20 protein-coding genes are annotated in these 24,800 nt (G+C 61.9%); 13 read left to right on the top strand and 7 right to left on the bottom strand.

All coding sequences use genetic code 11. The features are described from left to right. Positions 1 to 141: 141 nt before the first annotated feature. Together smc and V7787_RS29295 are read right to left on the bottom strand one after the other, a co-directional pair. The gene (gene smc / locus V7787_RS29300; RefSeq protein ID WP_336090861.1) at positions 142 to 3,630 is read right to left on the bottom strand and encodes a chromosome segregation protein SMC; all 3,489 of its coding nucleotides are present in this window, start codon (positions 3,628 to 3,630) and stop codon (positions 142 to 144) included. 3 nt (positions 3,631 to 3,633) lie between these two features. After that, entirely contained in the window at positions 3,634 to 4,293 is a 660-nt protein-coding gene (locus tag V7787_RS29295; RefSeq protein WP_064493455.1) for a GntR family transcriptional regulator, read from the bottom strand. A gap of 268 nt (positions 4,294 to 4,561) precedes the next feature. Between V7787_RS29295 and xdhA the strand changes: the two genes are divergently transcribed. The 4 genes from xdhA (at position 4,562) to guaD (ending at position 10,688) form a co-directional block, all read left to right on the top strand. After that, complete coding sequence (gene xdhA / locus V7787_RS29290; RefSeq protein WP_064493456.1) at positions 4,562 to 6,016, top strand: xanthine dehydrogenase small subunit; 1,455 nt, start codon at positions 4,562 to 4,564, stop codon at positions 6,014 to 6,016. Continuing rightward, complete coding sequence (gene xdhB / locus V7787_RS29285; protein ID WP_064493457.1) at positions 6,009 to 8,408, top strand: xanthine dehydrogenase molybdopterin binding subunit; 2,400 nt, start codon at positions 6,009 to 6,011, stop codon at positions 8,406 to 8,408. The genes xdhA and xdhB overlap by 8 nt, the downstream gene beginning before the upstream one ends. 119 nt (positions 8,409 to 8,527) lie before the next feature. Next, positions 8,528 to 9,373: a xanthine dehydrogenase accessory protein XdhC gene (gene xdhC, locus V7787_RS29280; RefSeq protein ID WP_064493458.1), complete on the top strand. Its 846-nt coding sequence runs from the start codon at positions 8,528 to 8,530 to the stop codon at positions 9,371 to 9,373. 10 nt (positions 9,374 to 9,383) lie between these two features. Beyond that, positions 9,384 to 10,688 (top strand): guanine deaminase, encoded by a 1,305-nt coding sequence (guaD, locus tag V7787_RS29275; protein ID WP_010955026.1) that lies wholly within the window; start codon positions 9,384 to 9,386, stop codon positions 10,686 to 10,688. Here the strand turns inward: guaD and aqpZ are convergent. Together aqpZ and V7787_RS29265 are read right to left on the bottom strand one after the other, a co-directional pair. Then, positions 10,685 to 11,383 (bottom strand): aquaporin Z, encoded by a 699-nt coding sequence (gene aqpZ, locus V7787_RS29270; protein WP_014590205.1) that lies wholly within the window; start codon positions 11,381 to 11,383, stop codon positions 10,685 to 10,687. The genes guaD and aqpZ overlap by 4 nt on opposite strands. Before the next feature lie 151 nt (positions 11,384 to 11,534). Continuing rightward, entirely contained in the window at positions 11,535 to 12,290 is a 756-nt protein-coding gene (locus tag V7787_RS29265; protein ID WP_004577063.1) for a GntR family transcriptional regulator, read from the bottom strand. Between the two features lie 280 nt (positions 12,291 to 12,570). Here V7787_RS29265 and V7787_RS29260 point away from each other — a divergent pair, with 280 nt between their 5' ends. After that, the gene (locus tag V7787_RS29260) at positions 12,571 to 13,920 is read left to right on the top strand and encodes an NCS2 family permease (RefSeq protein ID WP_013973528.1); all 1,350 of its coding nucleotides are present in this window, start codon (positions 12,571 to 12,573) and stop codon (positions 13,918 to 13,920) included. Positions 13,921 to 14,491: 571 nt separating this feature from the next. On the opposite strand, the gene uraH is transcribed toward V7787_RS29260, so the two are convergent. Further along, the gene (uraH, locus tag V7787_RS29255) at positions 14,492 to 14,845 is read right to left on the bottom strand and encodes a hydroxyisourate hydrolase (RefSeq protein ID WP_003254328.1); all 354 of its coding nucleotides are present in this window, start codon (positions 14,843 to 14,845) and stop codon (positions 14,492 to 14,494) included. 399 nt (positions 14,846 to 15,244) lie between these two features. Here uraH and puuE point away from each other — a divergent pair, with 399 nt between their 5' ends. The 7 genes from puuE to V7787_RS29220 all read left to right on the top strand — a co-directional run bounded on the left by puuE (position 15,245) and on the right by V7787_RS29220 (position 22,214). After that, positions 15,245 to 16,171 carry an allantoinase PuuE gene (puuE, locus tag V7787_RS29250; protein ID WP_010955030.1) on the top strand — a complete coding sequence of 309 codons (927 nt, stop codon included), beginning with the start codon at positions 15,245 to 15,247 and terminating at the stop codon, positions 16,169 to 16,171. Then, positions 16,171 to 16,686 carry a 2-oxo-4-hydroxy-4-carboxy-5-ureidoimidazoline decarboxylase gene (gene uraD, locus V7787_RS29245; RefSeq protein ID WP_010955031.1) on the top strand — a complete coding sequence of 172 codons (516 nt, stop codon included), beginning with the start codon at positions 16,171 to 16,173 and terminating at the stop codon, positions 16,684 to 16,686. Before puuE ends, uraD begins: the two co-directional genes overlap by 1 nt. A 49-nt stretch (positions 16,687 to 16,735) precedes the next feature. Next, entirely contained in the window at positions 16,736 to 17,239 is a 504-nt protein-coding gene (locus tag V7787_RS29240) for an ureidoglycolate lyase (protein WP_003254333.1), read from the top strand. A 44-nt stretch (positions 17,240 to 17,283) separates the two neighbouring features. Next, the gene (locus tag V7787_RS29235; protein WP_064493249.1) at positions 17,284 to 18,612 is read left to right on the top strand and encodes a urate hydroxylase PuuD; all 1,329 of its coding nucleotides are present in this window, start codon (positions 17,284 to 17,286) and stop codon (positions 18,610 to 18,612) included. A 185-nt stretch (positions 18,613 to 18,797) separates the two neighbouring features. Then, positions 18,798 to 20,153: a nucleobase:cation symporter-2 family protein gene (locus V7787_RS29230; RefSeq protein ID WP_010955033.1), complete on the top strand. Its 1,356-nt coding sequence runs from the start codon at positions 18,798 to 18,800 to the stop codon at positions 20,151 to 20,153. Positions 20,154 to 20,292: 139 nt separating this feature from the next. Continuing rightward, positions 20,293 to 21,078: an outer membrane protein OmpK gene (locus V7787_RS29225; RefSeq protein ID WP_003254337.1), complete on the top strand. Its 786-nt coding sequence runs from the start codon at positions 20,293 to 20,295 to the stop codon at positions 21,076 to 21,078. A gap of 353 nt (positions 21,079 to 21,431) precedes the next feature. Continuing rightward, positions 21,432 to 22,214 carry an outer membrane protein OmpK gene (locus tag V7787_RS29220; RefSeq protein WP_003254339.1) on the top strand — a complete coding sequence of 261 codons (783 nt, stop codon included), beginning with the start codon at positions 21,432 to 21,434 and terminating at the stop codon, positions 22,212 to 22,214. Between the two features lie 136 nt (positions 22,215 to 22,350). On the opposite strand, the gene V7787_RS29215 is transcribed toward V7787_RS29220, so the two are convergent. Further along, entirely contained in the window at positions 22,351 to 23,265 is a 915-nt protein-coding gene (locus V7787_RS29215; protein WP_020192148.1) for a DUF808 domain-containing protein, read from the bottom strand. A gap of 132 nt (positions 23,266 to 23,397) precedes the next feature. Between V7787_RS29215 and V7787_RS29210 the strand changes: the two genes are divergently transcribed. Continuing rightward, a complete protein-coding gene (locus tag V7787_RS29210; RefSeq protein ID WP_010955036.1) occupies positions 23,398 to 24,009 on the top strand; it encodes a TetR/AcrR family transcriptional regulator in 612 nt (203 codons plus the stop codon). 120 nt (positions 24,010 to 24,129) lie between these two features. Here V7787_RS29210 and V7787_RS29205 read toward each other — a convergent pair whose 3' ends face one another. Further along, positions 24,130 to 24,570, bottom strand: coding sequence for a GlcG/HbpS family heme-binding protein (locus V7787_RS29205; RefSeq protein WP_010955037.1), 441 nt, complete (start codon positions 24,568 to 24,570; stop codon positions 24,130 to 24,132). Positions 24,571 to 24,800 lie beyond the last annotated feature (230 nt).

The following is a 24,800-nucleotide window of genomic DNA, read 5'->3' as shown; positions in this document are numbered from 1 at the left end:
GCGCCAACTCTATGTTCTGACAGGCGTTTTACCCACGCAAAAAACGAGTGACATTAAGCTAGCACGACCAAAGACAACTTTACACCGTCTGTCGCACACGGCGGGGCATTTCGCTGCAGAATGTGCCCCTATCGTCGTGCATCAAGCGTCGACCATGGCCATGGCCGCCTCCACATCAACCGCAACAAGGCGTGAACAACCTGGTTCATGCATGGTCACCCCCATCAATTGGTCCGCCATCTCCATGGCAATCTTGTTATGGGTGATGTAGATGAACTGCACGCTTTCACTCATTTCCTTGACCAGACGCGCGTAGCGCCCGACGTTGGCATCGTCCAGCGGTGCATCGACCTCGTCGAGCATGCAGAACGGTGCGGGGTTCAACTTGAAGATGGCAAACACCAGCGCCAAAGCGGTCAGTGCCTTCTCGCCGCCGGACAGCAGATGGATGGTGCTGTTCTTCTTGCCCGGCGGTCGCGCCATGATCGTTACCCCTGTATCGAGTAGATCTTCGCCCGTCAGTTCCAGATAAGCGCTGCCACCACCGAAAACTTTTGGGAAAAGTGCCTGTAATCCGGCATTTATCTGATCAAAGGTATCCTTGAAGCGGTTGCGGGTTTCCTTGTCGATCTTGCGGATGACGTTTTCGAGGGTCTCCAGCGCTTCGACCAGGTCGGCGTCCTGGGCGTCCAGGTAACGTTTGCGCTCGGACTGCTGCTCGTATTCTTCGATGGCCGCCAGGTTGATCGCCCCCAGGCGCTGGATGCGCGCTTCAAGCTGTTCCAGCTCCTGCTCGGTGCCCTGCTCGCTGGCCTCGGCTTCCAGGGTGGCGAGCACGCCTTGCAGGTCATAGCCGTCGGCCAGCAACTGTTCCTGCAAGGTCTTGCGCCGCACATCCAGGCCCTGGCACTCCAGGCGCAGCTGCTCCAGTTGACCACGCAGCAGCTGGGCCTGCTGCTCGGCCTGGGTGCGGCGTTTTTCGGCATCGCGCAGTTCGCGGTCAGCTTCGTCCATGTGCAGGCGAGCCAGGCGCATTTCCTCGTCGACGCTCATGCGCCGCTCCAGCAGCTCCTCCAGCTTCAGACGCAGTTCTTCCTGCGGGGCTTCACCCTCCTCCAGGTTCAGGCTCAGTTGTTCCTGGCGTTCGGTCAGGCGCGCAGCTTGCTGCTCCAGACGCTCCAGCGCCTGGCGGGTAGAGTCGTGCTGGGCGCGCAGCGACCCCAGACGCACCGCCAGCTGGTGAGCGTGGTCCTTGTGCTGGCGGGCCTCCTGACGCACCCGGTCAAGGCTTTCGCGCAGAGTATCGCGGCGGGCCATCAACTGTTCGCGCTGCTCGGTGTCCTGGGCCATGAGCTCCAGAGCCTCTTGCAGCAGCAGGCGCGCTTCGCCCAGTTGCTCGTGTTCCAGGGCGCGCTGTTCTTCCAGCTCGCTCAGCTCTTCCTGCAGGCGGCGGCGGCGCAGTTCGACCTGCTCAGCGCGCGCGCGGCTGGCCGAAAGACTGGCCTTCAGCTCGCCGTGCAGGCGGTTTTCATCCTGGGTGCGGCGGCGCAACTGTTCGCGCTGCTCCTCCAGGTCCAGTTGCTGCTCGCGCAGGGCCTGCAACTGTTGATCGAGTTGCTCCAGCGCCGCTTCCTGTTCCAGTTGTTCCTGGCCCAGGCGTTCGATTTCCTGGCCGCGCGCCAGCACGCCGCCTTCGGCCTCGCCACCCCGGCGTACCCGCAGGAAGTGCCGGCCGACCCAGTAGCCATCGCGACTGACCAGGCTCTGCCCTTCGCCGAGCGATCCGCGCTGCTCCAGTGCCTGAGCCAGGCCTTCCACAGGCCTGACCTGGCCCAGCCAGGGCGCCAGGTCGATACGGCCCTCGACCTTCTCCAGCAAGCTGCCGGTCAACGTCGCCCCCGCGCCGACGGCCAGCAGCAAGCGCAGCTCACCCTGTTCCAGGCCGGCAAAATCGAGGTCGTTGAAATCGTCCACCAGCACAGCCTGCAGATCGGCGCCAAGCACCGTCTCTACTGCCAGCTCCCAACCCGGCTCCACCCGCAAGCCCTCGGCCAGCCGCGGCTGTTGCTCCAGCCCTTGGCCGTGCAGCCATTGCGCAGCACCTGCGCCCGGCTCCAGGGCGGCCTGCTGCAAGGCTTCAAGCGAGGCCAGGCGCCCACCCAGGCGCTGCAGGTCGCCCTGTGCCTGCTGTTGCGCCTGGGTGGCCTGCTGCAGTTGCTCGCGCGCGCTTTCCAGGCGCTCGATCACCTGCTCTTCGGAGAGCTGCAGTTCTTCCAGCAGCATTTCGCTGCTGGCCAGTTGCTCGGCCAGTTCGAGCATGGCGGCATCCTGCGGGTCGCTGCCCAGTTGCTCGCGCTCCTCGACCAACTTACGCTGGCGCTCGGCCTGGCGCTCAAGGCTGGTTTCCAGCTGCTGCAGGCGCGCCTGCTGCACTTCGGCCTGGCGGCGCGGTTCGGCGGAGCGGCTGTTGAAGCTGTCCCACTGTTCCTGCCAGCCGTGCATGCCCAGCTCGGCCTCTTCAAGCGCAGCAGCGGCTTCCTCGGCAGCAGCCAGGGTCATTTCCTGCTCGGGTTCGAGCATGGCCAGCTCTTCGCCCAAAGTCGCCAGCAGGGTACGGTCGTGCCCCAGGTGCGATTCGGTTTCCAGGCGTGTGCGCTCGGCTTCCTTGAAGTCGTCCTGCAACTGCCGCAGGCGCTGCTGGCCGTGCTGAATGCTCTGCTCGACCCGGGCGATGTCACCGGCAACCGAGTAGAAACGACCCTGCACCTGGTTGAAGCGTTCGGACAGTTCGTGATGACCGTCGCGCAGGCGTTCGATACTGGCATCGGCATTGCGCTGCTCGGCCACCAGTGCCTCGTGAGAAACGCCCTGATCGCCGATCACCGATTCGCGCTGGCGTACTTGTTCGTCCAGGTCTCGCCAGCGCAAGGCAGACAGGCGCGCTTTCATCTGCCGCTCCTGAGCCTTGTACTCACGGTACTTCTCGGCTGCCTGGGCCTGGCGATGCAGACGCTCCAGCTGGCGCTCGAGCTCTTCGCGCAGGTCGGTCAGGCGCGCCAGGTTTTCCTGGGTGCGGCGGATGCGGTTCTCGGTTTCGCGGCGGCGCTCCTTGTATTTGGAAATGCCAGCCGCTTCCTCGATGAAATTGCGCAGCTCCTCGGGCTTGGCCTCGATCAGCTTGGAGATCATGCCCTGCTCGATGATCGAGTAGCTGCGCGGCCCCAGCCCCGTCCCGAGGAAAATATCCGTGATGTCACGCCGTCGGCACTTGGTGCCGTTGAGGTAATAGCTGTTCTGCCCGTCGCGGGTAACCTTGCGGCGGATCGAAATCTCGGCGTAGGCGGCATACTCGCCGACCAGGGTGGTTTCGCTGTTGTCGAACACCAGTTCGATACTGGCCTGACTGACCGGCTTGCGGCCACTGGAGCCGTTGAAGATGACGTCGGTCATCGACTCGCCGCGCAGGTTCTTCGCCGAACTCTCGCCCATCACCCAACGCACCGCGTCGATGATATTGGACTTGCCGCAGCCGTTTGGCCCGACCACCGCCGCCATGTTGCTGGGGAAGTTGACCGTGGTCGGGTCGACGAACGACTTGAACCCGGCCAGGCGAATGCACTTCAGGCGCATCGGTCAGCCTCTGGCCAGTGCCGCCAGCACCAGTTCGCAGCTGCGCTGGCCATAGGCGGTGAGCACCTCGCGAATGCGCGGCAGGTCACGCGAGACCACGGCTTCGAGCAAGCGGGCGAACAGGTCGAGATAGTCGATCATGTTGGCCTGGCGCTGGTCCAGCGACAGGTAATAGGCACGGCTCATGGCCGGCTGCAGGTTTTCCACGGTTTCCTGCAGGAACGGGTTGTCGGCGAACGGATAGGCCGCACGCATGACCGCAAAACTGTCGGCGACGAAGGTCTTGATGTCGAGCTGGTCATGGGCACGCTGCAGCCGCTGCTGGATTTCCAGAAACGGGCGCAGGTCGGCTTCGGTGCGCCATTTTTGCGCAACCGCATTGCCCAGCAGGATGTAAAACTCGCCCATCAGCGAGCACAGGCTGCGAACGCTGCGCTCGTCCAGCACGGTCACATGGGCACCCCGGCGCGGCAGGATCGCCACCAGATGGCGGCGCTCGAGGATCAGCAGTGCTTCGCGCACCGAGCCGCGGCTGACGTTGAGCGCCTGGGTAACTTTCTGCTCCTGGATACGTTCGCCTGGCGCCAGCTCGCCGCGGATGATGCGTTCGGCCAGGTAATCGGCAATCTGCTCGGAGAGGCTGTCCGGGGCCTTGAACGTCATGGTTTTCCTTCAAAATCATTGAACTGGGCACAAGGGGCGAATTGTAGCGTACTTGGGCGGTAATCGCGCAGAGGGGCCAGGTGGTTTATTTGACCTGTCAGACAGCCACGCGCTCGGCGCGATCTATGCTTGTAATAGAGGCAGTGTGTGCGGCTGGGCATGGACATGTGCATTTTCTTGACCCTTGAGTCAGAAAAATATTGACCTGCTAGACAGGTCTTGCTTAGAGTCCGCCCAACAACAATAAAACCATTGCGAGGCCTTCCCCGTGATCCAGTTTCTCGTCAACCAGGAGCTGCGTAGTGAGCACGCCCTGGACCCTAACATGACGGTGCTGCAGTACCTGCGCGAGCACCTGGGCAAAACCGGCACCAAGGAGGGCTGCGCCAGTGGAGACTGCGGCGCTTGCACCGTGGTGGTCGGCGAACTGATCCAGGACGACCTGGGTAACGACAGCCTGCGCTACCGCAGCCTCAATTCGTGCCTGACCTTTGTGTCGTCGCTGCACGGCAAGCAACTGATCAGCGTCGAGGGGCTCAAACAACAGGGCCAACTGCACAGCGTTCAACAAGCGATGGCAGACTGCCACGGATCGCAATGCGGCTTCTGCACGCCCGGCTTCGTCATGTCACTGTTTGCCCTGCAAAAGAACAGCAGCGGCCCCGACCTGCATCAGGCCCAGGAAGCCCTGGCTGGCAACCTGTGCCGCTGCACCGGTTACCGGCCGATCCTCGACGCCGCCGAGCAGAGCTGCCGCCAGCCCTGCCGCGACCAGTTCGATACCCAGCAGGCGCAAACCATCAGCCGCCTCAAGGCCATTGCCCCGACCCAGACCGGCGAGCTGAACAGCGGCGACAAGCGCTGCCTGGTGCCGCTGACCGTGGCGGATCTGGCCGACCTGTACAGCTCGCACCCCGAAGCGCGATTGCTGGCCGGTGGTACAGACCTGGCGCTGGAAGTCACCCAGTTCCACAAGACCTTGCCGGTGATGATCTACGTCGGCCATGTGGCAGAACTCAAGCGCATCGAGAAAACCGCCAGCCACCTGGAAATCGGCGCCGCCACCCCGCTCACCGACTGCTATGGCGCGCTTAACGAGGAATATCCCGACTTCGGCGCCCTGCTGCACCGCTTCGCCTCGCTGCAGATCCGCAACCAGGGCACCCTCGGCGGCAACATCGGCAACGCCTCGCCAATCGGCGACTCGCCACCCCTGCTGATCGCCCTGGACGCGCAGGTGGTGCTGCGCCAGGGTGAACGCCAACGGGTGATGCCGCTGGAAGACTACTTCATCGACTACCGCATCACGGCTCGCCAGGACAGCGAGTTCATCGAGAAGATCATCGTACCGCGCGCCTCCAGTGACTGGGCGTTCCGCGCCTATAAAGTGTCCAAGCGCCTGGACGATGACATCTCCGCCGTGTGCGCAGCCTTCAACCTGAGCATCGAAGACGGTGTGGTCAGCGGTGTGCGTATCGCCTTCGGCGGCATGGCGGCGATTCCCAAGCGCGCCCGCGCCTGTGAGGCGGCGCTGCGCGGCAAGCCGTGGGACCAGGCTGCCATCGAGCGCGCCTGCCAGGCCCTGGCCGAGGACTTCACCCCGCTAAGCGACTTCCGCGCCAGCAAGGAATACCGCCTGCTGACCGCGCAGAACCTGCTGCGCAAGTATTTCATCGAACAGCAAACACCGTACATCGAAACCCGGGTGACCGCTTATGTCTAACCATCACGTAGCCAAGAGCCAGGCCGAGATGGCCGAACTGTTCAGCCAGGACCTGACCACCGGGGTCGGCCGCAGCGTCAAGCACGACAGCGCCGACAAGCATGTATCGGGGGAGGCGCTCTACATTGACGATCGCCTGGAATTCCCTAACCAGTTGCATGTGTATGCACGTACCGCCGACCGCGCCCATGCGCGCATCCTGCGCATCGACACCACGCCGTGCTATGCCTTCGAGGGTGTGCGTATCGCCATCACCCACGAAGACATCCCCGGCCTGAAGGACATCGGCCCGGTGGTGGCCGGCGACCCGCTGCTGGCCATCGACAAGGTCGAGTTCTTCGGCCAGCCGGTGCTCGCTGTCGCTGCCCGCGATCTTGAAACCGCACGCAAAGCGGCCATGGCCGCCATCGTCGAGTACGAAGACCTGGAACCGGTGCTGGATGTGGTCGAGGCGCTGCGCAAGAAGCACTTCGTGCTCGATAGCCACACTCATCAGCGCGGCGATTCGGCTGCCGCCCTGGCCAGCGCCCCGCATCGCATTCAGGGCACCCTGCACATCGGCGGCCAGGAGCACTTCTACCTGGAAACGCAGATTTCCTCGGTCATGCCTACCGAAGACGGCGGCATGATCGTCTACTGCTCCACCCAGAACCCCACCGAAGTGCAGAAACTGGTCGCCGAAGTACTCGACGTGCCGATGAACAAGGTTGTGCTGGACATGCGTCGCATGGGCGGCGGTTTTGGCGGCAAGGAAACCCAGGCCGCCAGCCCGGCATGCTTGTGCGCGGTAATCGCGCGCCTGACCGGCCAGCCAACCAAGATGCGCCTGCCGCGGGTCGAAGACATGACCATGACCGGCAAGCGCCACCCGTTCTACGTCGAGTATGACGTGGGCTTCGACGACAACGGCCGGCTGCACGGTATCAATTTCGACCTGGCTGGCAACTGTGGCTATTCGCCCGACCTGTCCGGTTCGATCGTCGACCGTGCCATGTTCCACTCCGACAACGCTTACTACCTGGGCGATGCCACCGTCCACGGCCACCGCTGCAAGACCAACACCGCCTCCAACACCGCCTACCGCGGCTTTGGCGGCCCACAGGGCATGGTCGCCATCGAGCAGGTGATGGACCATATCGCCCGTCATCTGGGCCGCGACCCGCTGGCCGTGCGCAAGGCCAACTATTACGGCAAGACCGAACGCAACGTCACCCACTACTACCAGACCGTCGAGCACAACATGCTCGAAGAGATGACCGCCGAGCTGGAGGCCAGCAGCGACTACGCCGAGCGACGCGAGTCGATCCGCCGCTTCAACGCCAACAGCCCGATCCTGAAGAAAGGCCTGGCACTGACACCGGTCAAGTTCGGCATTTCGTTCACCGCCACCTTCCTCAACCAGGCTGGTGCACTGATTCATATCTACACCGACGGCAGCATTCACCTGAACCACGGCGGCACCGAAATGGGCCAGGGCCTGAACACCAAGGTGGCCCAGGTGGTGGCGCAGATCTTCCAGGTGGATTTCAGCCGCATCCAGATCACCGCTACCAACACCGACAAGGTGCCTAACACCTCGCCTACGGCTGCTTCCAGCGGCGCCGACCTGAACGGCAAGGCGGCGCAGAACGCCGCCGAAATCCTCAAGAAACGCCTGACCGAGTTTGCCGCACGGCACTATCAAGTGACCGAGGAAGACGTCGAGTTCCGCAACGGCCATGTGCGGGTGCGCGACCAGATCGTCAGCTTCGAGCAACTGGTGCAGCAGGCCTACTTCGCCCAGGTGTCGCTGTCCAGCACCGGGTTCTACCGCACGCCGAAGATCTTCTACGACCGCAGCCAGGCCCGCGGCCGGCCGTTCTACTACTTCGCCTTTGGCGCTGCCTGCGTGGAAGTGATCGTCGATACGCTGACCGGCGAATACAAGATGTTGCGCGCCGACATCCTGCATGACGTGGGCGATTCGCTGAACCCTGCGATCGACATCGGCCAGGTGGAGGGCGGTTTCATCCAGGGCATGGGCTGGCTGACCACCGAAGAGCTGGTGTGGAACGCCAAAGGCAAGCTGATGACCAACGGCCCGGCCAGCTACAAGATCCCGGCCGTGGCCGACATGCCACTGGACCTGCGAGTGAAGCTGGTGGAGAACCGCAAGAACCCGGAAGACACCGTGTTCCACTCCAAGGCCGTGGGCGAGCCCCCGTTCATGCTCGGCATTGCTGCCTGGTGTGCAATCAAGGATGCCGTGGCCAGCCTGGCTGATTACCGCGTGCAGCCGCAGGTGGATGCGCCGGCAACGCCGGAGCGGGTGCTGTGGGGCTGCGAGCAGATGCGCAAGGCAGTGGCTGAAACACAGTCGCGCGAACGGGAACTGGAAACCATCACCCCCTGACAACGCAAGGCCCTTGTAGGAGCGGGTTTACCCGCGAATGCGATAGTGGCTTCACCGCCGCATTCGCGGGTAAACCCGCTCCTACCAGGGTCGGCAGCATGGCTTAGAGAGGTTGCATCATGCACCAATGGATCAACGCCCTCGCCGACCACCAGTCCCGTGGCGAAGCTTGCGTGCTGGTGACCATCATCGAAGAGCGCGGCTCTACCCCGCGCAACGCAGGCTCGAAGATGGTGGTCAGCGCCAGCGGCCTGTTCGACACCATCGGCGGCGGCCACCTGGAATACAAGGCGCTGCACATCGCCCGGCAAATGCTCGAAGAGCAGCGCACCACCCCGCACCTGGAGCGCTTCAGCCTCGGTGCCAGCCTGGGCCAGTGTTGCGGCGGCGCCACCGTGCTGCTGTTCGAGCCGATGGCCGCGGTACAGGCGCAGATCGCCGTGTTCGGCGCGGGCCATGTCGGCAGGGCTCTGGTACCCTTGCTCGCCGCGCTCCCCTGCCGGGTGCGCTGGATCGACTCGCGTGAACAGGAATTCCCCGAACTCATCCCCAATGGGGTGACCAAGGTCGTCAGTGAGGAACCGGTCGACGAAATCGCAGACCTGCCGCCCGGCAGCTACTGCATCGTCATGACCCACAACCACCAGCTCGACCTGGAACTGACCGCCGCCATTCTCAAGCGCAACGATTTCACCTGGTTCGGCCTGATCGGCTCGAAGACCAAACGGGTCAAGTTCGAGCACCGCCTGCGCGAACGTGGCTTCGACGAGGCCGTGATGGCCCGCATGCGCTGCCCGATGGGCCTGGCCGAGGTCAAAGGCAAGCTGCCCATCGAGATCGCCGTGTCCATCGCCGGTGAAATCATTGCCACTTACAACGCCTGCTTCGGCCAGCACGACGCTGCCGCCAATGCCGGCCCCATTGCCCAGTTGCTGCCGCCCTCCCGGCGCAGCCAAGCCATTTGACGAGTGTGTTATGACCGTTACCCGCAAAGCCTACCGTGCCGCCATCCTGCACAGCATTGCCGACCCGGCCGAGGTGGGCCTGGAGGCTTCCCATGAATACTACGAAGACGGCCTGCTGGTGGTCGACGATGGCCGCATCAGCGCCGTGGGGCACGCCAGTGAACTGCTGCCGACGCTGGATGCCGGCATCCCGGTCGAGCACTACCAGGACGCGCTGATCACCCCGGGCTTCATCGATACCCACATCCACTTCCCGCAGACCGGCATGATCGGTTCCTACGGCGAGCAGCTGCTGGATTGGCTCAATACCTACACCTTCCCCTGCGAAAAACAGTTCGCCGACAAAGGCCACGCCGACCAGGTGGCGAAGATCTTCCTCAAGGAACTGCTGCGCAACGGCACCACCACTGCGCTGGTATTCGGCAGCGTGCACCCGGAGTCGGTGAATGCCCTGTTCGAAGAGGCTGAACGCCTGGACCTGCGCCTGATCGCCGGCAAGGTGATGATGGACCGCAACGCGCCGGACTACCTGACCGACACCGCCGAATCGGGCTATGCCGAAAGCAAGGCACTGATCGAGCGCTGGCATGGCAAGGGCCGCCTGCATTATGCCGTTACCCCGCGGTTCGCCCCAACCAGCACGCCGGAACAATTGACCCTGGCCGGCCAATTGCTCAAGGAGCACCCGGGCGTGTACATGCACACGCACCTGTCGGAAAACCTCAAGGAAATCGACTGGGTCAAGTCGCTGTTCCCCGAGCAGAAGGGTTATCTGGACGTCTACGATCACTTCGAGCTGCTGGGCGAGCGCTCGGTGTTTGCCCACGGCGTGCACCTGTGCGACGAAGAGTGCCAACGCCTGGCCGAAACCGGCTCGGCCGTGGCCTTCTGCCCCACCTCCAACCTGTTCCTCGGCAGCGGCCTGTTCAACCTGCCCCAGGCCGAGCGGTTCGGGGTCAACGTGGGCCTGGGTACCGACGTTGGCGCCGGCACCAGCTTCTCTCTGCTAAACACCCTGAACGAGGCATACAAGGTGATGCAGCTGCAAGGCGCGCGCCTGCATCCGTACAAATCGCTGTACCTGGCCACCCTCGGCGGCGCCCGCGCGCTACGCCTGGACGACCGTATCGGTAGCCTGCGCCCGGGCAATGATGCCGACTTCGTGGTGCTGGACTACAAGGCCACGCCACTGCTGGACTACCGCATCCAGCAGTCCAACAGCATCGAAGAAACCTTGTTCGTGCTCACCACCCTGGGCGATGACCGTACCGTACGTGAAACCTACGCCGCCGGGCGCTGCGTGCACCAGCGTTAAGGTTCTTTCGCCAGGCCCCGATACAGCGCGCCGCCGATAGCAGCACCGATCAGCGGCGCCACCCAGAACAGCCACAGCTGCTGCAGGGCCCAGCCACCGACGAACAAGGCCGGCCCCGTGCTTCGCGCGGGGTTGACCGAGGTATTGGTCACCGGGATCGAGATCAGGTGGATCAGGGTCAGGGCCAGGCCGATGGCGATGGGTGCAAAACCTGCCGGTGCGCGGGCGTCGGTCGCCCCCATGATGACCACCAGGAACATCGCCGTCATCACCACTTCACTGACAAAGCCCGCACCCAGCGTATAGCCACCGGGCGAGTGGTCGGCGTAGCCGTTTGAAGCCAACCCCGCAGACAGCTCGAAACCGGCCTTGCCGCTGGCGATGAGGTAGATCACACCGGCCGCCAGGATGGCACCGATCACCTGGGCGATCACATAAGGCAGCAGCTCTTTTGCCGGGAAGCGCCCGCCCACCACCAGCCCGAACGACACGGCAGGGTTTAGATGGCAACCAGAAATATGGCCGATGGCGAAGGCCATGGTCAGTACGGTGAGGCCGAAGGCGAAGGCGACACCGAGCACACCGATGCCGAGAGGGGAACTGGCTGCGAGTACCGCACTGCCACAGCCACCAAGGACCAGCCAGAAGGTGCCGATCAGTTCGGCCCCCATGCGTTTACCCAGGGACATGCTCATGAATCCATTCCTCAAGAAGTTGAACGCAACGAATGCGCAAGCCCAACTGCTTGATGAAGGTTTGCTCACAAGAATTTAGCAGACCTTTGGGTTATGGCCAGTAGTGGCTGGAAGGGCTGCCTTGCAGCCCCTCGATCACGCAGGCAAACGATCAACCCTTGACGGAAACCTTGGGTTTTTTCAACAGATGCGAGAACACGGCATGCAAATCGTCCGAGGCGCTCTCCTCGTCCAGGTTCAGCTTGCTGTCGATGTGGTCCATGTGATGCATCATCAGGCTCACGGCCTGCTCGGCATCGCGCGCCTCGATGGCATCGATGAGCTGCATGTGCTCATCGTAAGAGCAGTGCGAGCGGTTGCCGCTTTCGTACTGGGCAATGATCAGCGAAGTCTGCGATACCAGGCTGCGCTGGAAACTTACCAGCGGTGCATTGCCCGCCGCTTCGGCCAGCTTGAGGTGGAACTCACCGGACAGGCGAATGCCGGCACCCCGGTCACCGCGCGAAAAGCTGTCGCGCTCCTCACGCACCATCTGCCGCAGCTCGTTAAGCTGATCGGGGGTGGCATGCTGCACCGCCAGCTCGGTGATGGCGCGTTCGACCATGCGCCGCGAGAAGAACACCTGGCGCGCCTCTTCTACAGTCGGGCTGGCCACCACCGCGCCGCGGTTCGGCCGCAGCAGCACCACGCTTTCGTGGGCCAGGCGCGACAAGGCGCGGCGGATGATGGTGCGGCTGACGCCAAAGATCTCGCCCAGCGCTTCCTCGCTCAACTTGGTGCCCGGAGCCAGACGCTGCTCGAGGATCGCCTCGAAAATATGCGCGTAGACGATGTCGTCCTGGGTACCGCTGCGGCCGGCCTTGCCGACTCGTGCAGGTTTCTTCAGAGGTTGCAGCTGTTCGTTCATGGGCTCTCGAGGCACGAAGAGAAAGTATGGCGCCATTGTACACAGGCTGAGGCGATTCCGCAGGGGGCGTTTTACCTATATAGCCGTTGTACGACACATTGCGCATACAAAAAATAAAACATTATTTGCTTTATTTGTACACAAAAGCATAATCCACCGAGCAACTTCTTGACCCATAAGTCAACAAACGGTCAGACGTCTGCCTTCCCGCGGAGCCGCCAAGTGCATCGCTCAGGAAACTGGCTCCATAACAACAAGAACGACTTGAGGAGTACTCGCTGTGGAAAGCCGCAAATCCGAAGCCCCTACGCTGGATCTTGCCCCACCGCTCGAAACGAGCTGGCTGGAGCGGATTTTCAAACTCAAGCAACACGGCAGCACCGTCAGAACCGAAATGATCGCTGGGGTGACCACCTTCATCACCATGGCCTACATCATCTTCGTCAACCCCAACATCATGGCCGACGCCGGCATCGACCATGGTGCCGCTTTCGTCGCCACCTGCATCGCCGCCGCGCTGGGCTGCCTGCTGATGGGCCTGTACGCCAACTGGCCGGTGGGCCTGGCGCCAGGCATGGGGCTCAATGCCTTCTTTACCTACACCGTGGTCGGCACCATGGGCTACAACTGGGAAACGGCGCTGGGGGCGGTATTCGTCTCGGGCGTGTTGTTCATGTTCCTGACCTTGTCGAAAGTGCGCGAATGGCTGCTCAACAGCATTCCGGTCAGCCTGCGCCATGCCATGGGGGCCGGCGTCGGATTGTTTCTCGGGCTGATCGGCCTGAAGACTGCAGGCATCATCGTCGACAGCCCCGCCACCCTGATCAAGCTGGGCTCGCTGCATGAGCCGGGGCCGCTGCTGGCGGCCGTGTGCTTCCTGCTGATCGCCATCCTCAGCTACAAGCGGGTATTCGGCGCGATCCTGATCAGCATCATTGGCGTCACCCTGGCCGGCTGGGGCCTGGGCCTGGTCAAATTTGGCGGGGTGATGTCGATGCCGCCGAGCCTGGCGCCCACCTGGATGGCCATGGACGTGGCTGGCGTGTTCAACGTCAGCATGATCAGCGTGGTGCTGGCGTTCCTCTTCGTGCACATGTTCGACACTGCCGGCACCCTGATGGGCGTCGCGCAACGGGCCAACCTGGTGGCGCCGGACGGGCGGATCGAGAACCTGTCGAAGGCGTTGAAGGCTGACAGTGCCTCGAGTGTGTTCGGCGCGGTGGTCGGTGTACCGCCGGTGACCAGCTATGTGGAGAGTGCTGCGGGGGTTGCCGCAGGTGGCCGAACTGGCCTGACGGCTGTGGTGGTAGGCCTGCTGTTCATCGCCGCGATGTTCTTCGCACCGCTGGCCGGGATGATTCCGGCCTATGCGACAGCAGGTGCACTGATCTATGTTGCAATGCTGATGATGGGCAGCATGGCGCATATCCATTGGGATGAGGCCACCGACAGCATTCCGGCGATCGTCACGGTGATCATGATGCCGCTGACGTTCTCGGTCGCCGATGGTATTGCCCTGGGCTTCATCAGCTATGTGGCATTGAAGGCGGGTACCGGCAAATACAAGGAAATCTCGGCCAGCCTGTGGGTGCTGTGCGCGATCTTCATTGCCAAGTTCGTGTTCCTCTGACCGAGGGCGCTTCTACCCCGGGGGTGGACAGTTGGATACAGCCAGTCGTAGGAGCGGGTTCACCCGCGAAGAGGCCGGCCCTGCTGGCCAATCTCCACCCGCCGTTCACCGTTGCTGCCGCCACCGTATTCGCGGGTAAACCCGCTCCTACCACGGGGGTGGACAGTTGGATACAGCCCGCCGTAGGAGCGGGTTCACCCGCGAAGAGGCCGGCCCTGCTGGCCAATCCCCACCCGCCGTTCACCGTTGCTGCCGCCACCGTATTCGCGGGTAAACCCGCTCCTACAACGGTGTGGACAGTTGGATACAGCCCGCCGTAGGAGCGGGTTCACCCGCGAAGAGGCCGGCCCTGCTGACCAATCCCCACCCGCCGTTCACCGTTGCCGCCACCACCGTATTCGCGGGTAAACCCGCTCCTACCACGGGGGTGGACAGTTGGATACAGCCCGTCGTAGGAGCGGGTTCACCCGCGAAGAGGCCGGCACAGGCAACGCAAAAAACAGCAGACGAAAAAAAGCCCGCCAGTGTGAGAGCGGGCCAAAGGACCTACGAAGATTCTTCTAGCGACCAACTAGCTTCCACGATAGGTCGAATAGCTGTACGGCGAAATCAGCAGCGGCACATGGTAGTGCTCCTGCGACTCGTCGATGCCAAAGCGCAGCACGACAACATCCAGAAACGCCTGGGCCGGCAATTGCACGCCACGGGCGCGGTAGTAATCCCCAGCGCTGAACTGCAACTGGTAAACGCCAGTGCGGTAATCGTCCCCCTGCAGCAGCGGCGCGTCGACGCGGCCATCGCTGTTGGTCAGGGCGGTGTTCACCAGTTCCAGCTGCTGGCCTTCGACGCGGTACAGCTCGACCTTGATCGAGCTACCCGGGCAGCCATGCGCGGCATCCAGTACGTGTGTGGTCAAACGTCCCATTGCGTGTCGCCTCTTGTTCAATCTGTGGGCAAAAAATACTCAGCCATCGCACCAGCTTAGCGCCTGCGGCAGGCGGGAATGACGTTATTAAGACATTCCATCCAAGGATTGTACACAATTTTTTGATCCCCTCTGTCACACCCTCCATTTGCTGCCCATAAACGACCCATCGGTCGCAAATACACGCACCATAACGATGCCAACCTCATTAGCTGACCAAACAGGCAGGTTTCTTGCACTGTATTTCCAGGTTGCTGCGAGGCGACAAAAGGGAAGAAATGCGGAAAAACAGGCTTACAAAAGATTTCAGAAGTTGTATACAATCAGCCCATCCGGTGGTGCGACATACCGACGCGGCCCGCCCACCCCCCGCACTAACGCACAAGAAGGAAGACTGCAGTGAGCGCTGATTACCCTCGCGACCTGATCGGTTACGGCAACAACCCTCCTCACCCGCAATGGCCGGGCAACGCCCGCATCGCGCTGTCTTTCGTCCTCAATTACGAGGAAGGTGGCGAACGCAACATCCTGCACGGTGACAAGGAATCCGAAGCCTTCCTGTCCGAGATGGTCGCTGCCCAACCCCTGCAGGGCCAGCGCAACATGAGCATGGAGTCGCTGTATGAATACGGCAGCCGTGCCGGTGTATGGCGCCTGCTGAAGCTGTTCAAGGACAGCGGCGTGCCACTCACCATCTTCGCCGTGGCCATGGCCGCCCAGCGCCACCCCGATGTGATCCGCGCCATGGTCGAAGCCGGCCACGAGATCTGCAGCCATGGCTATCGCTGGATCGACTACCAGAACATGGACGAGGCCCAGGAGCGCGAGCACATGCTCGAAGCCATCCGTATCCTCACCGAACTCACCGGCGAGCGTCCGCTGGGCTGGTACACCGGCCGTACCGGCCCGAACACCCGCCGCCTGGTGATGGAGGAAGGTGGTTTCCTCTATGACAGCGACACCTACGACGACGACCTGCCCTACTGGGAGCCGAACAACCCCACCGGCAAACCGCACCTGGTGATCCCCTACACCCTGGACACCAACGACATGCGCTTCACCCAGGTACAGGGCTTCAACTGCGGCGAGCAGTTCTTCCAGTACCTGAAAGACGCCTTTGATGTGCTGTACGCCGAAGGCGCCGACGCACCGAAAATGCTTTCCATCGGCCTGCACTGCCGCCTGGTCGGCCGCCCGGCACGCCTGGCTGCACTGAAGCGCTTCGTCGATTACGCAAAAAGTCATGACCAGGTCTGGTTCGCCCGTCGCGTGGATATCGCCCGCCACTGGCACGCCACCCACCCGTACAAGAATGAGAACGCCTGATGACCGCCTTCAATACCCTCAAACCATCCACCCTGGACCGTGACGCCTTCGTCAAGGCCTTCGCCGACATCTACGAGCACTCGCCGTGGGTTGCCGAAAAAGCCTACGACCTGGGCCAACTGGGCGAGCTGGACGAGATCGAGGCGCTGCACCAGCGCATGAGCGACATCCTGCTCAGCGCCAACCACGCTGACCAGCTCGCGCTGATCAATGCTCACCCGGACCTGGCAGGCAAGGCCGCCATCCAGGGCGAACTGACCGAATCGAGCACCAACGAACAGGCCGGCGCCGGCATTCACCAGTGCACCGCCGAGGAGTTCGCCCGTTTCACCGAGCTGAACGATGCCTATAAAGCCAAGTTTCAGTTCCCGTTCATCATGGCGGTGAAGGGCAGCAACCGGCACCAGATTCTCGCCGCCTTTGAAAAGCGCATCCACAACGATGCCGATGCCGAATTCAAGGAAGCCCTGGCGCAGATCAACCTGATCGCCCTGTTCCGCCTGCTGCAGCTGTAAGCAACAGCCGAACCTTATTCAGAAAACGAACAATAGAAGAGATAAACGCATGCGCACCCTGATGATCGAGCCCTTGACCAAAGAAGCCTTCGCCCAGTTCGGAGACGTGATCGAAACCGACGGCAGCGACCACTTCATGATCAACAACGGCTCGACCATGCGCTTTCACAAGCTCGCCACGGTCGAAACCGCCGAGCCTGAAGACAAGGCGATCATCAGCATCTTCCGCGCCGACGCGCAGGACATGCCGCTGACCGTGCGCATGCTGGAACGCCATCCGCTGGGCAGCCAGGCTTTCATCCCGCTGCTCGGCAACCCCTTTCTGATCGTGGTCGCGCCCGTTGGCGATGCACCTGTATCAGGCTTGGTCCGAGCCTTCCGCAGTAATGGCAGGCAGGGCGTTAATTACCATCGCGGCGTCTGGCACCACCCGGTGCTGACGATCGAAAAGCGGGATGATTTCCTGGTGGTTGATCGCAGTGGTTCTGGCAACAACTGCGATGAGCATTACTTCACCGAGGAACAGATGCTGATCCTCAATCCCCACCAATAAGAAAAGGTCAGTCATCTTCTCGGTGACTGGCAGAGGTACATACTGTGGAAGCACACCTTCACGAATGGCTGAACCTGAGCATTCGCTGGGTTCACATGATCACCGGCGTCGCCTGGATCGGTGCATCGTTCTACTTCGTCTGGCTGGAGAACCACCTGAACCGAAGCAACCCGCGCGATGGGTTGTCGGGTGATCTCTGGGCGATTCACGGCGGTGGTATCTACCACCTGGAGAAATACAAGCTCGCCCCCCCGAAAATGCCCGAGAACCTGCACTGGTTCAAATGGGAAGCCTACTTCACCTGGATGTCCGGTATCGCCCTGCTGTGCGTGGTGTTCTACTGGAACCCGACCCTGTACCTGCTGGCACCTGGCAGCACCCTGAGCGGTGCCGAAGGCGTGGCCATCGGTATCGGTTCGCTGATCGCGGGATGGTTCATCTACGACTTCCTGTGCGACTCGCCCCTGGGCAAGAAGCCAGCGCTGCTCGGTGCTGTGCTGTTCGTGCTGATCATCGCTGCCTGCTGGGGCTTCAGCCTGGTGTTCAGCGGCCGTGGCGCCTACCTGCACACCGGCGCGATCATCGGCACCATCATGGTCGGTAACGTGTTCCGCATCATCATGCCGGCCCAACGCCAGCTGGTGGCGGCGATCGAGAACAACCAGACGCCCGACCCGGTACTGCCGGCCAAGGGCCTGCTGCGCTCGCGTCACAACAACTACTTCACCCTGCCGGTGCTGTTCATCATGATCAGCAACCATTTCCCGAGCACCTACGGTAGCCAGTACAACTGGCTGATCCTGGCCGGTATCGCAGTAGCCGCGGTTCTGATCCGCCACTACTTCAACACCCGCCACGACAGCAACAAGTACGCCTGGACCCTGCCCGTCGGCGCTCTGGCGATGATCTGCCTGGCTTACGTTACCGGCCCGAAACCGATTGCCGTAAGCCCTGAGCAAGCCGCAGCGAAGATCGAGTACCAACCGCTGCCGGCAACTGCGGTAGGCGGCAAGACGGCTGCCGAGCAGCGTGCCGAGGACGCCGCCAAGGCTGCCGAAGCACCCGCCGCACCTGCGCAAGCACCGGCCCAGGCCGCTGCCCAGGCCGGAGGTGGCGAATTCGACAAGATCCACAATGTCATCCAGGAACGCTGCACTGTGTGCCACTCGTCCAAGCCGACCAGCCCACTGTTCAGCACCGCCCCTGCCGGCGTGATGTTCGACACTCCGCAGCAGATCCAGGCCCAGGCCGCGCGCATTCAGGCGCAAGCGGTTGCCAGCCAGATCATGCCGCTGGGCAACATCACCCAGATGACCACCGAAGAGCGCAAGCTCGTCGGCGAATGGATCGCCAAAGGCGCCCAGGTCAACTGACAGCACCTCGCCAGGCAACCCGCCCCCAGGGGAATCACCTTTCCCTGTAGGAGCGGGCTTGCCCGCGAAGAGGCCGATAGCCCCAGCCTCAAGCTCCATGTGTTACGCAACAAGCAAGCATCGAGCGCGCAGGCATGAAGCCTGCCGCTTGGATCCGAGAATAAAAACAAAACTCGAGGTGCTGCATGTCCGAGTCACGCAAGGCGTATATCCCCATTGCGCCGCCGCGCGAACCCTTGCCCCTGTTCCAACTGATCCTGGTTGGCCTGCAACACGTTCTGCTGATGTACGGTGGCGCGATCGCCGTGCCGTTGATCATCGGCCAGGCCGCCGGGTTGTCCCGTGAAGAAGTCGCTTTCCTGATCAACGCCGACCTGCTTGTCGCTGGCGTCGCTACCATCATCCAGTCGTTCGGTATCGGCCCGGTGGGCATCCGCATGCCGGTGATGATGGGTGCCAGTTTCGCTGCCGTCGGCAGCATGGTGGCCATGGCCGGCATGCCCGGCGTGGGCCTGCAGGGGATCTTCGGCGCGACCATCGCTGCCGGGTTCTTCGGCATGCTGATCGCGCCGTTCATGTCCAAGGTTGTCCGCTTCTTCCCACCGCTGGTCACCGGTACGGTGATCACCTCGATTGGCCTGTCGCTGTTCCCGGTGGCTGTCAACTGGGCCGGTGGCGGCCATGAAGCAGAAACGTTCGGCTCGCCGATCTACCTGCTGGTGGCCGGCCTGGTACTGGCCGTGATCCTGCTGATCAACCGCTTCATGCGCGGTTTCTGGGTAAACGTGTCGGTACTGGTGGGCATGGGCCTTGGCTACATCCTGGCCGGCTCCATCGGCATGGTCGACCTGTCGGGCCTGAATGAAGCACCGTGGTTGCAGGTGGTCACCCCACTGCACTTCGGCATGCCGACCTTCAGCCTGGCGCCGATCCTGTCCATGTGCCTGGTAGTGGTGATCATCTTCGTCGAGTCCACCGGCATGTTCCTGGCCTTGGGCAAGGTGACTGATCGTGAAGTAACCCCTGGCATGCTGCGTCGCGGCCTGCTGTGCGATGCCGGTGCGTCGTTCATTGCGGGCTTCTTCAACACCTTCACCCACTCCTCGTTCGCCCAGAACATCGGCCTGGTGCAAATGACCGGGGTGCGCTGCCGCTACGTCACCATCGTGGCCGGTGCACTGCTGATCCTGCTCAGCCTGCTGCCCAAGGCGGCCTTCCTGATTGCCTCGATCCCGCCCGCAGTACTGGGCGGCGCGTCCATCGCCATGTTCGGCATGGTCACTGCCACCGGGATCAAGATTCTTCAGGAGGCGGACATCGGCGACCGCCGCAACCAGCTGTTGGTTGCCGTGAGCGTCGGCTTCGGGTTGATCCCCGTGGTGCGTCCGGAGTTCTTTGCCCAGATGCCACAGTGGATGGAACCCATCACCCACAGCGGTATCGCCATGGCCACGGTCTGTGCCCTGGTGTTGAACGTATTGTTCAACATCCTTGGCGGTGCCGACCGCGCAATGCACAACGACGTCTGTCACCAGCATTGAGCCAAGGGGGGCGGTGCATGGCCGCCCCTCGTTCACCTCTGCAGTAACCGCTACGCCGTCGACCCGCCGGAATGGGTCGCCCGGGGCGCCTGCGCGCCAAAAAAACGCCAACAAAAACAATAAGTCCGGGAATCACAACATGAAGCGCATCACCACGTCCCTGTTGTTGGGCAGCAGCCTGCTGGCCACCCTACCCTCGCACGCAGGCGAATGGCTGCAATGGCACGGCGAAAGCCTGACCTACCTGTACGGCAAGGACTTCAAGGTCAACCCTGATATCCAGCAGACCATCACCTTCGAGCACGCCAACAAATGGAAGTACGGCGACACCTTCATGTTCGTCGACAAGATCTTCTACAACGGCAAGGCCGACCCCGGCAAAGGTGTGACCACCTACTACGGCGAGTTCAGCCCACGCCTGTCATTGGGCAAGATCTTCGACCGCAAGCTTGCCTTCGGTCCGATCAAGGACGTGCTGCTGGCAATGACCTACGAGCGCGGTGAAGGCGACAACGAGGCCTACCTGATCGGCCCAGGCTTCGACTTGAACATCCCCGGCTTCAACTATTTCACCCTCAATTTCTACGTGCGTAACACCGAAGGCAGCCGCCCCGGTGACAACGTCTGGCAGATTACCCCCGGCTGGTCGTACACCCTCCCCGTAGGCCGGTCAGACATTCTGATCGACGGTTACATGGACTGGGTTACCGACAATGACCAGACCCGCCGTGGCACCTATCACGCCAACCTGCACTTCAACCCGCAGGTCAAATACGACCTGGGCAAGGCGCTGAACCTGGGCGCCAAGCAGCTCTACGTCGGCTTTGAATACAGCTACTGGAAAGACAAGTACGGCATTGACAGCCGCGGCAACCTGGACAGCAACCAGAGCGTCGCCAGTGCGCTGATCAAGGTGCACTTCTAGGAAGTTGACCAAACGCACAAGTTTGAATCACCCCGCTCCAGGACGGAGCACTTGAGGCGCGGCGCGCAAGCCAGTAATCTGCGCGCCCCCTCGATCAGGGCAGAACGGATTCTGCCTGCGTTTACTGACCGCTCAGTCAATGAATTCGGGCGGTTGGCCAACGTGTTGCCAGCCTGAAATACCCTTTTCATCCGTTCAGAACGAAGTCGAGCAGGAAGGTTTTGCCAACCCGGAAAAGTTGGCCCAACCCTTGCCAAACAGCTGTGGCCTATCGAAAAAAGCTGACTCAAAAGACAAAAAAAGCGCCGACACCGAGCGCTGACAACAGATCAATCAAGGGAGCGACACTCGCAATGCGTACTATCAAGAGCCTGATCCTCGCCGGCGGCCTGCTGGCCTGCGGCACCACTTTCGGCGGCGACCTGCTGCAATGGCAGAACAACAGCCTGACCTACCTGTGGGGCAAGAACTTCAAGGTCAACCCGGCGATTCAGCAAACCGTCACCTTCGAGCACGCCGATGGCTGGAAGTACGGCGACAACTTCATTTTCGTCGACAAGATCTTCTACCAGGGCCAGAAAGACGCCGGCAACGGCCCGAACACCTACTACGGTGAGATCAGCCCACGCCTGTCGTTCGGCAAGATTTTCGACCAGAAGATCGAGTTTGGCCCGGTCAAGGACGTGCTGCTGGCAATGACCTACGAGTTTGGCGAGGGTGACACCGAGTCCTACCTGATCGGCCCGGGCTTCGACCTGGCCATCCCGGGCTTCGACTACTTCCAGCTGAACTTCTACAACCGCACCACCGACGGCAGCCGCGCCGGCGACAACGTGTGGCAGATCACCCCGGTGTGGTCGTACACCATTCCGGTCGGAGATTCCGACGTGCTGATCGACGGCTTCATGGACTGGGTGGTGGACAACGACGAGAACCGCCGCGGCACCTACCAGGCCAACCTGCACTTCAACCCGCAGATCAAGTACGACCTGGGCAAGGCATTGCACCTGGGTGAGAAACAGCTGTACGTGGGTGTGGAGTATGACTACTGGAAGAACAAGTACGGCATCAAGGACAGCGATGCCTTCACTACCGACCAGAACACCATGAGCTTCTTGGTCAAGGTTCACTTCTGAACTGAGTTAGCGGGGCCGCTTTGCGGCCCATTCGCGGGTAAACCCGCTCCTACAGGGGCCGCACCGGGTTCAAGGCAAACGCGGTACCTGGGGGCGGGTTCACGCGCGAACCGGGGCAAAGCCCCGGCCAGGCGCCTCAATTGGCAGGTCTGAGCGCCCGCCACAACTTCCCCGCAGCACTGACCACCGCCAGCACCATGGCACCGGCCACAACCCCGACCCCAGCGTTGAGCAACGCCCCGGTAAGCGCCCCACCACGCCCTTCGCTGAACGCCTCGATGGCATGATGCAGCGGCTCGATGCCATGCACCAGGATCCCACCGCCAACCAGGAACATCGCCGCAGTACCAATCACCGACAGGCTTTTCATCATGTACGGCGCCGCCCGCAGGATGCCGTTACCCACTGCCTGAGTCAGCCTGGAGGTTTTGCGGGCCATCCACAGCCCAAGGTCGTCAAGCTTGACGATCCCGCCTACCAACCCGTACACACCAATGGTCATCACCACCGCAATGCCGGAAAGCACGATGATCTGCTGGGTCAGCGGCGAGTCAGCCACGATACCCAAGGTAATGGCGATGATTTCCGCCGACAGGATGAAGTCGGTACGCACCGCCCCCTTGATCTTGGCTTTTTCAAAAGCCACCAGGTCAACACTGGCATCGGCAACGGCCTCCTTGCGCGCCTCGTGCTGTGCCTCATCCTCTTCCTTGCTGTGCAAGAACTTGTGCGCCAGCTTCTCGAAACCCTCGAAGCACAGGAACGCGCCACCCAACATCAACAACGGCGTAACCGCCCACGGTATGAACGCACTGATCAGCAACGCGGCCGGTACCAGGATCGCCTTGTTGACGAACGACCCCTTGGCCACCGCCCAGACGACCGGAAGTTCGCGATCGGCACGCACGCCGGTGACCTGCTGGGCATTCAGCGCCAGGTCGTCACCCAGCACACCCGCTGTCTTTTTCGCCGCGACTTTGGTCATTAGCGAGACGTCATCCAGCAGCGTGGCGATGTCGTCGATCAGTACCAGTAGACTGCTTCCTGCCATGTTTGCTTGTATCCAAATAAGTCAATGTGCCGGATTCTAGCCCAAAGCCGCTGCCTTGAGCGCCCGTCGAGGCCGGTGCTACCATGCCCGATCCCTCTTAGAGGTGGCCAGACACGAGGAAGATCCCTGACCATGAGCACCATTCGCGAGCGCAACAAGGAATTGATCCTGCGCGCGGCCAGCGAGGAATTCGCCGACAAGGGCTTCGCCGCCACCAAGACCAGCGATATCGCGGCCAAGGCCGGCCTGCCCAAGCCGAACGTGTATTACTACTTCAAGTCCAAGGACAATCTCTACCGCGAGGTTCTGGAGAGCATCATCGCGCCGATCATGCAGGCATCCACGCCGTTCAATGCAGACGGCGACCCGAAGGAAGTGCTGAGTGCGTACATTCGTTCGAAGATTCGCATTTCGCGTGATCTGCCCCATGCGTCCAAGGTGTTCGCCAGCGAGATCATGCATGGCGCGCCGCACCTGTCTCCGAACCAGGTCGAGCAGTTGAACGAACAGGCCCGACACAACATCGAGTGCATCCAGCGCTGGATCGACCGCGGGCAGATCGCCCATGTGGACGCGCATCACCTGATGTTCAGCATCTGGGCAGCGACCCAGACCTATGCCGACTTCGACTGGCAGATTTCTGCGGTGACCGGCAAGGCCAAGTTGGCCGACAGTGATTATGACGCGGCGGCCGAGACCATCATTCGTATGGTCTTGAAAGGTTGTGAGCCTGAGGCAGCCTGAACCATCTCGAAGGGCCATTCGCGGGCAAGCCCGCTCCCAGAGGATCCACATGCCTGAAGGTTGTGGAGTCCCTGTAGGAGCGGGCTTGCCCGCGAATGGGCCAGAACAGGCAATAGAGATTTAGGCCGCTACCCCAGCATCTGCCCGCAACCCCACCTCCTCGATCGCACTGATCGCACACTGCTCGTCGATATCCGACGTATCGCCGCTGATCCCCACGGCACCCAGCACCTTGCCGTCCTGATCACGAATCAGCACCCCACCCGGCGCCGGCACCACCGGCCGCTCACCCATCCCGTTCAACGCGGCAAAAAAAGCCGGCCGCTGCTGCGCATCCAGCGCCAGCAAGCGCGAGCCCTTGCCCAGGGCAATCGCACCCCAGGCTTTGCCAGTGGCCACTTCAGGCCGAATCAGGCTCGCGCCATCCTCGCGCTGCAGCGCCAGCAGGTGCCCGCCGGCATCCAGCACCGCCACGGTCAGCGGCGCGGCATTGATCTTGCGACCCGCCACCAGCGCGGCATTCACCAGGCTGACGGCGACTTTCAGGTTAAGAACGTTCATGGAAAGGTCCTCTTCTTGTTGTGAGAAGCCCTAAGGGCAGTTGAAAACCGATCGAACAAATAGAACACAACGAGAGATATTTTTGTATACAATATTTTGAAACGATCGTATGCGATGGCGCAAACCCCCGTTTTCACGGGCGCTCTGACGAAAGCCAGCTTAGCCGATGAAAACCCATTGACCTAAGCCGCCAGGCGTGAATACACTCTGTCGCAAAGCAAGTTGTATAC

This window comes from Pseudomonas sp. CGJS7 (assembly GCF_036961695.1).
Note: the sequence above shows the minus strand (reverse complement) of the source record. Positions and strands in the feature narration are given on the sequence as shown.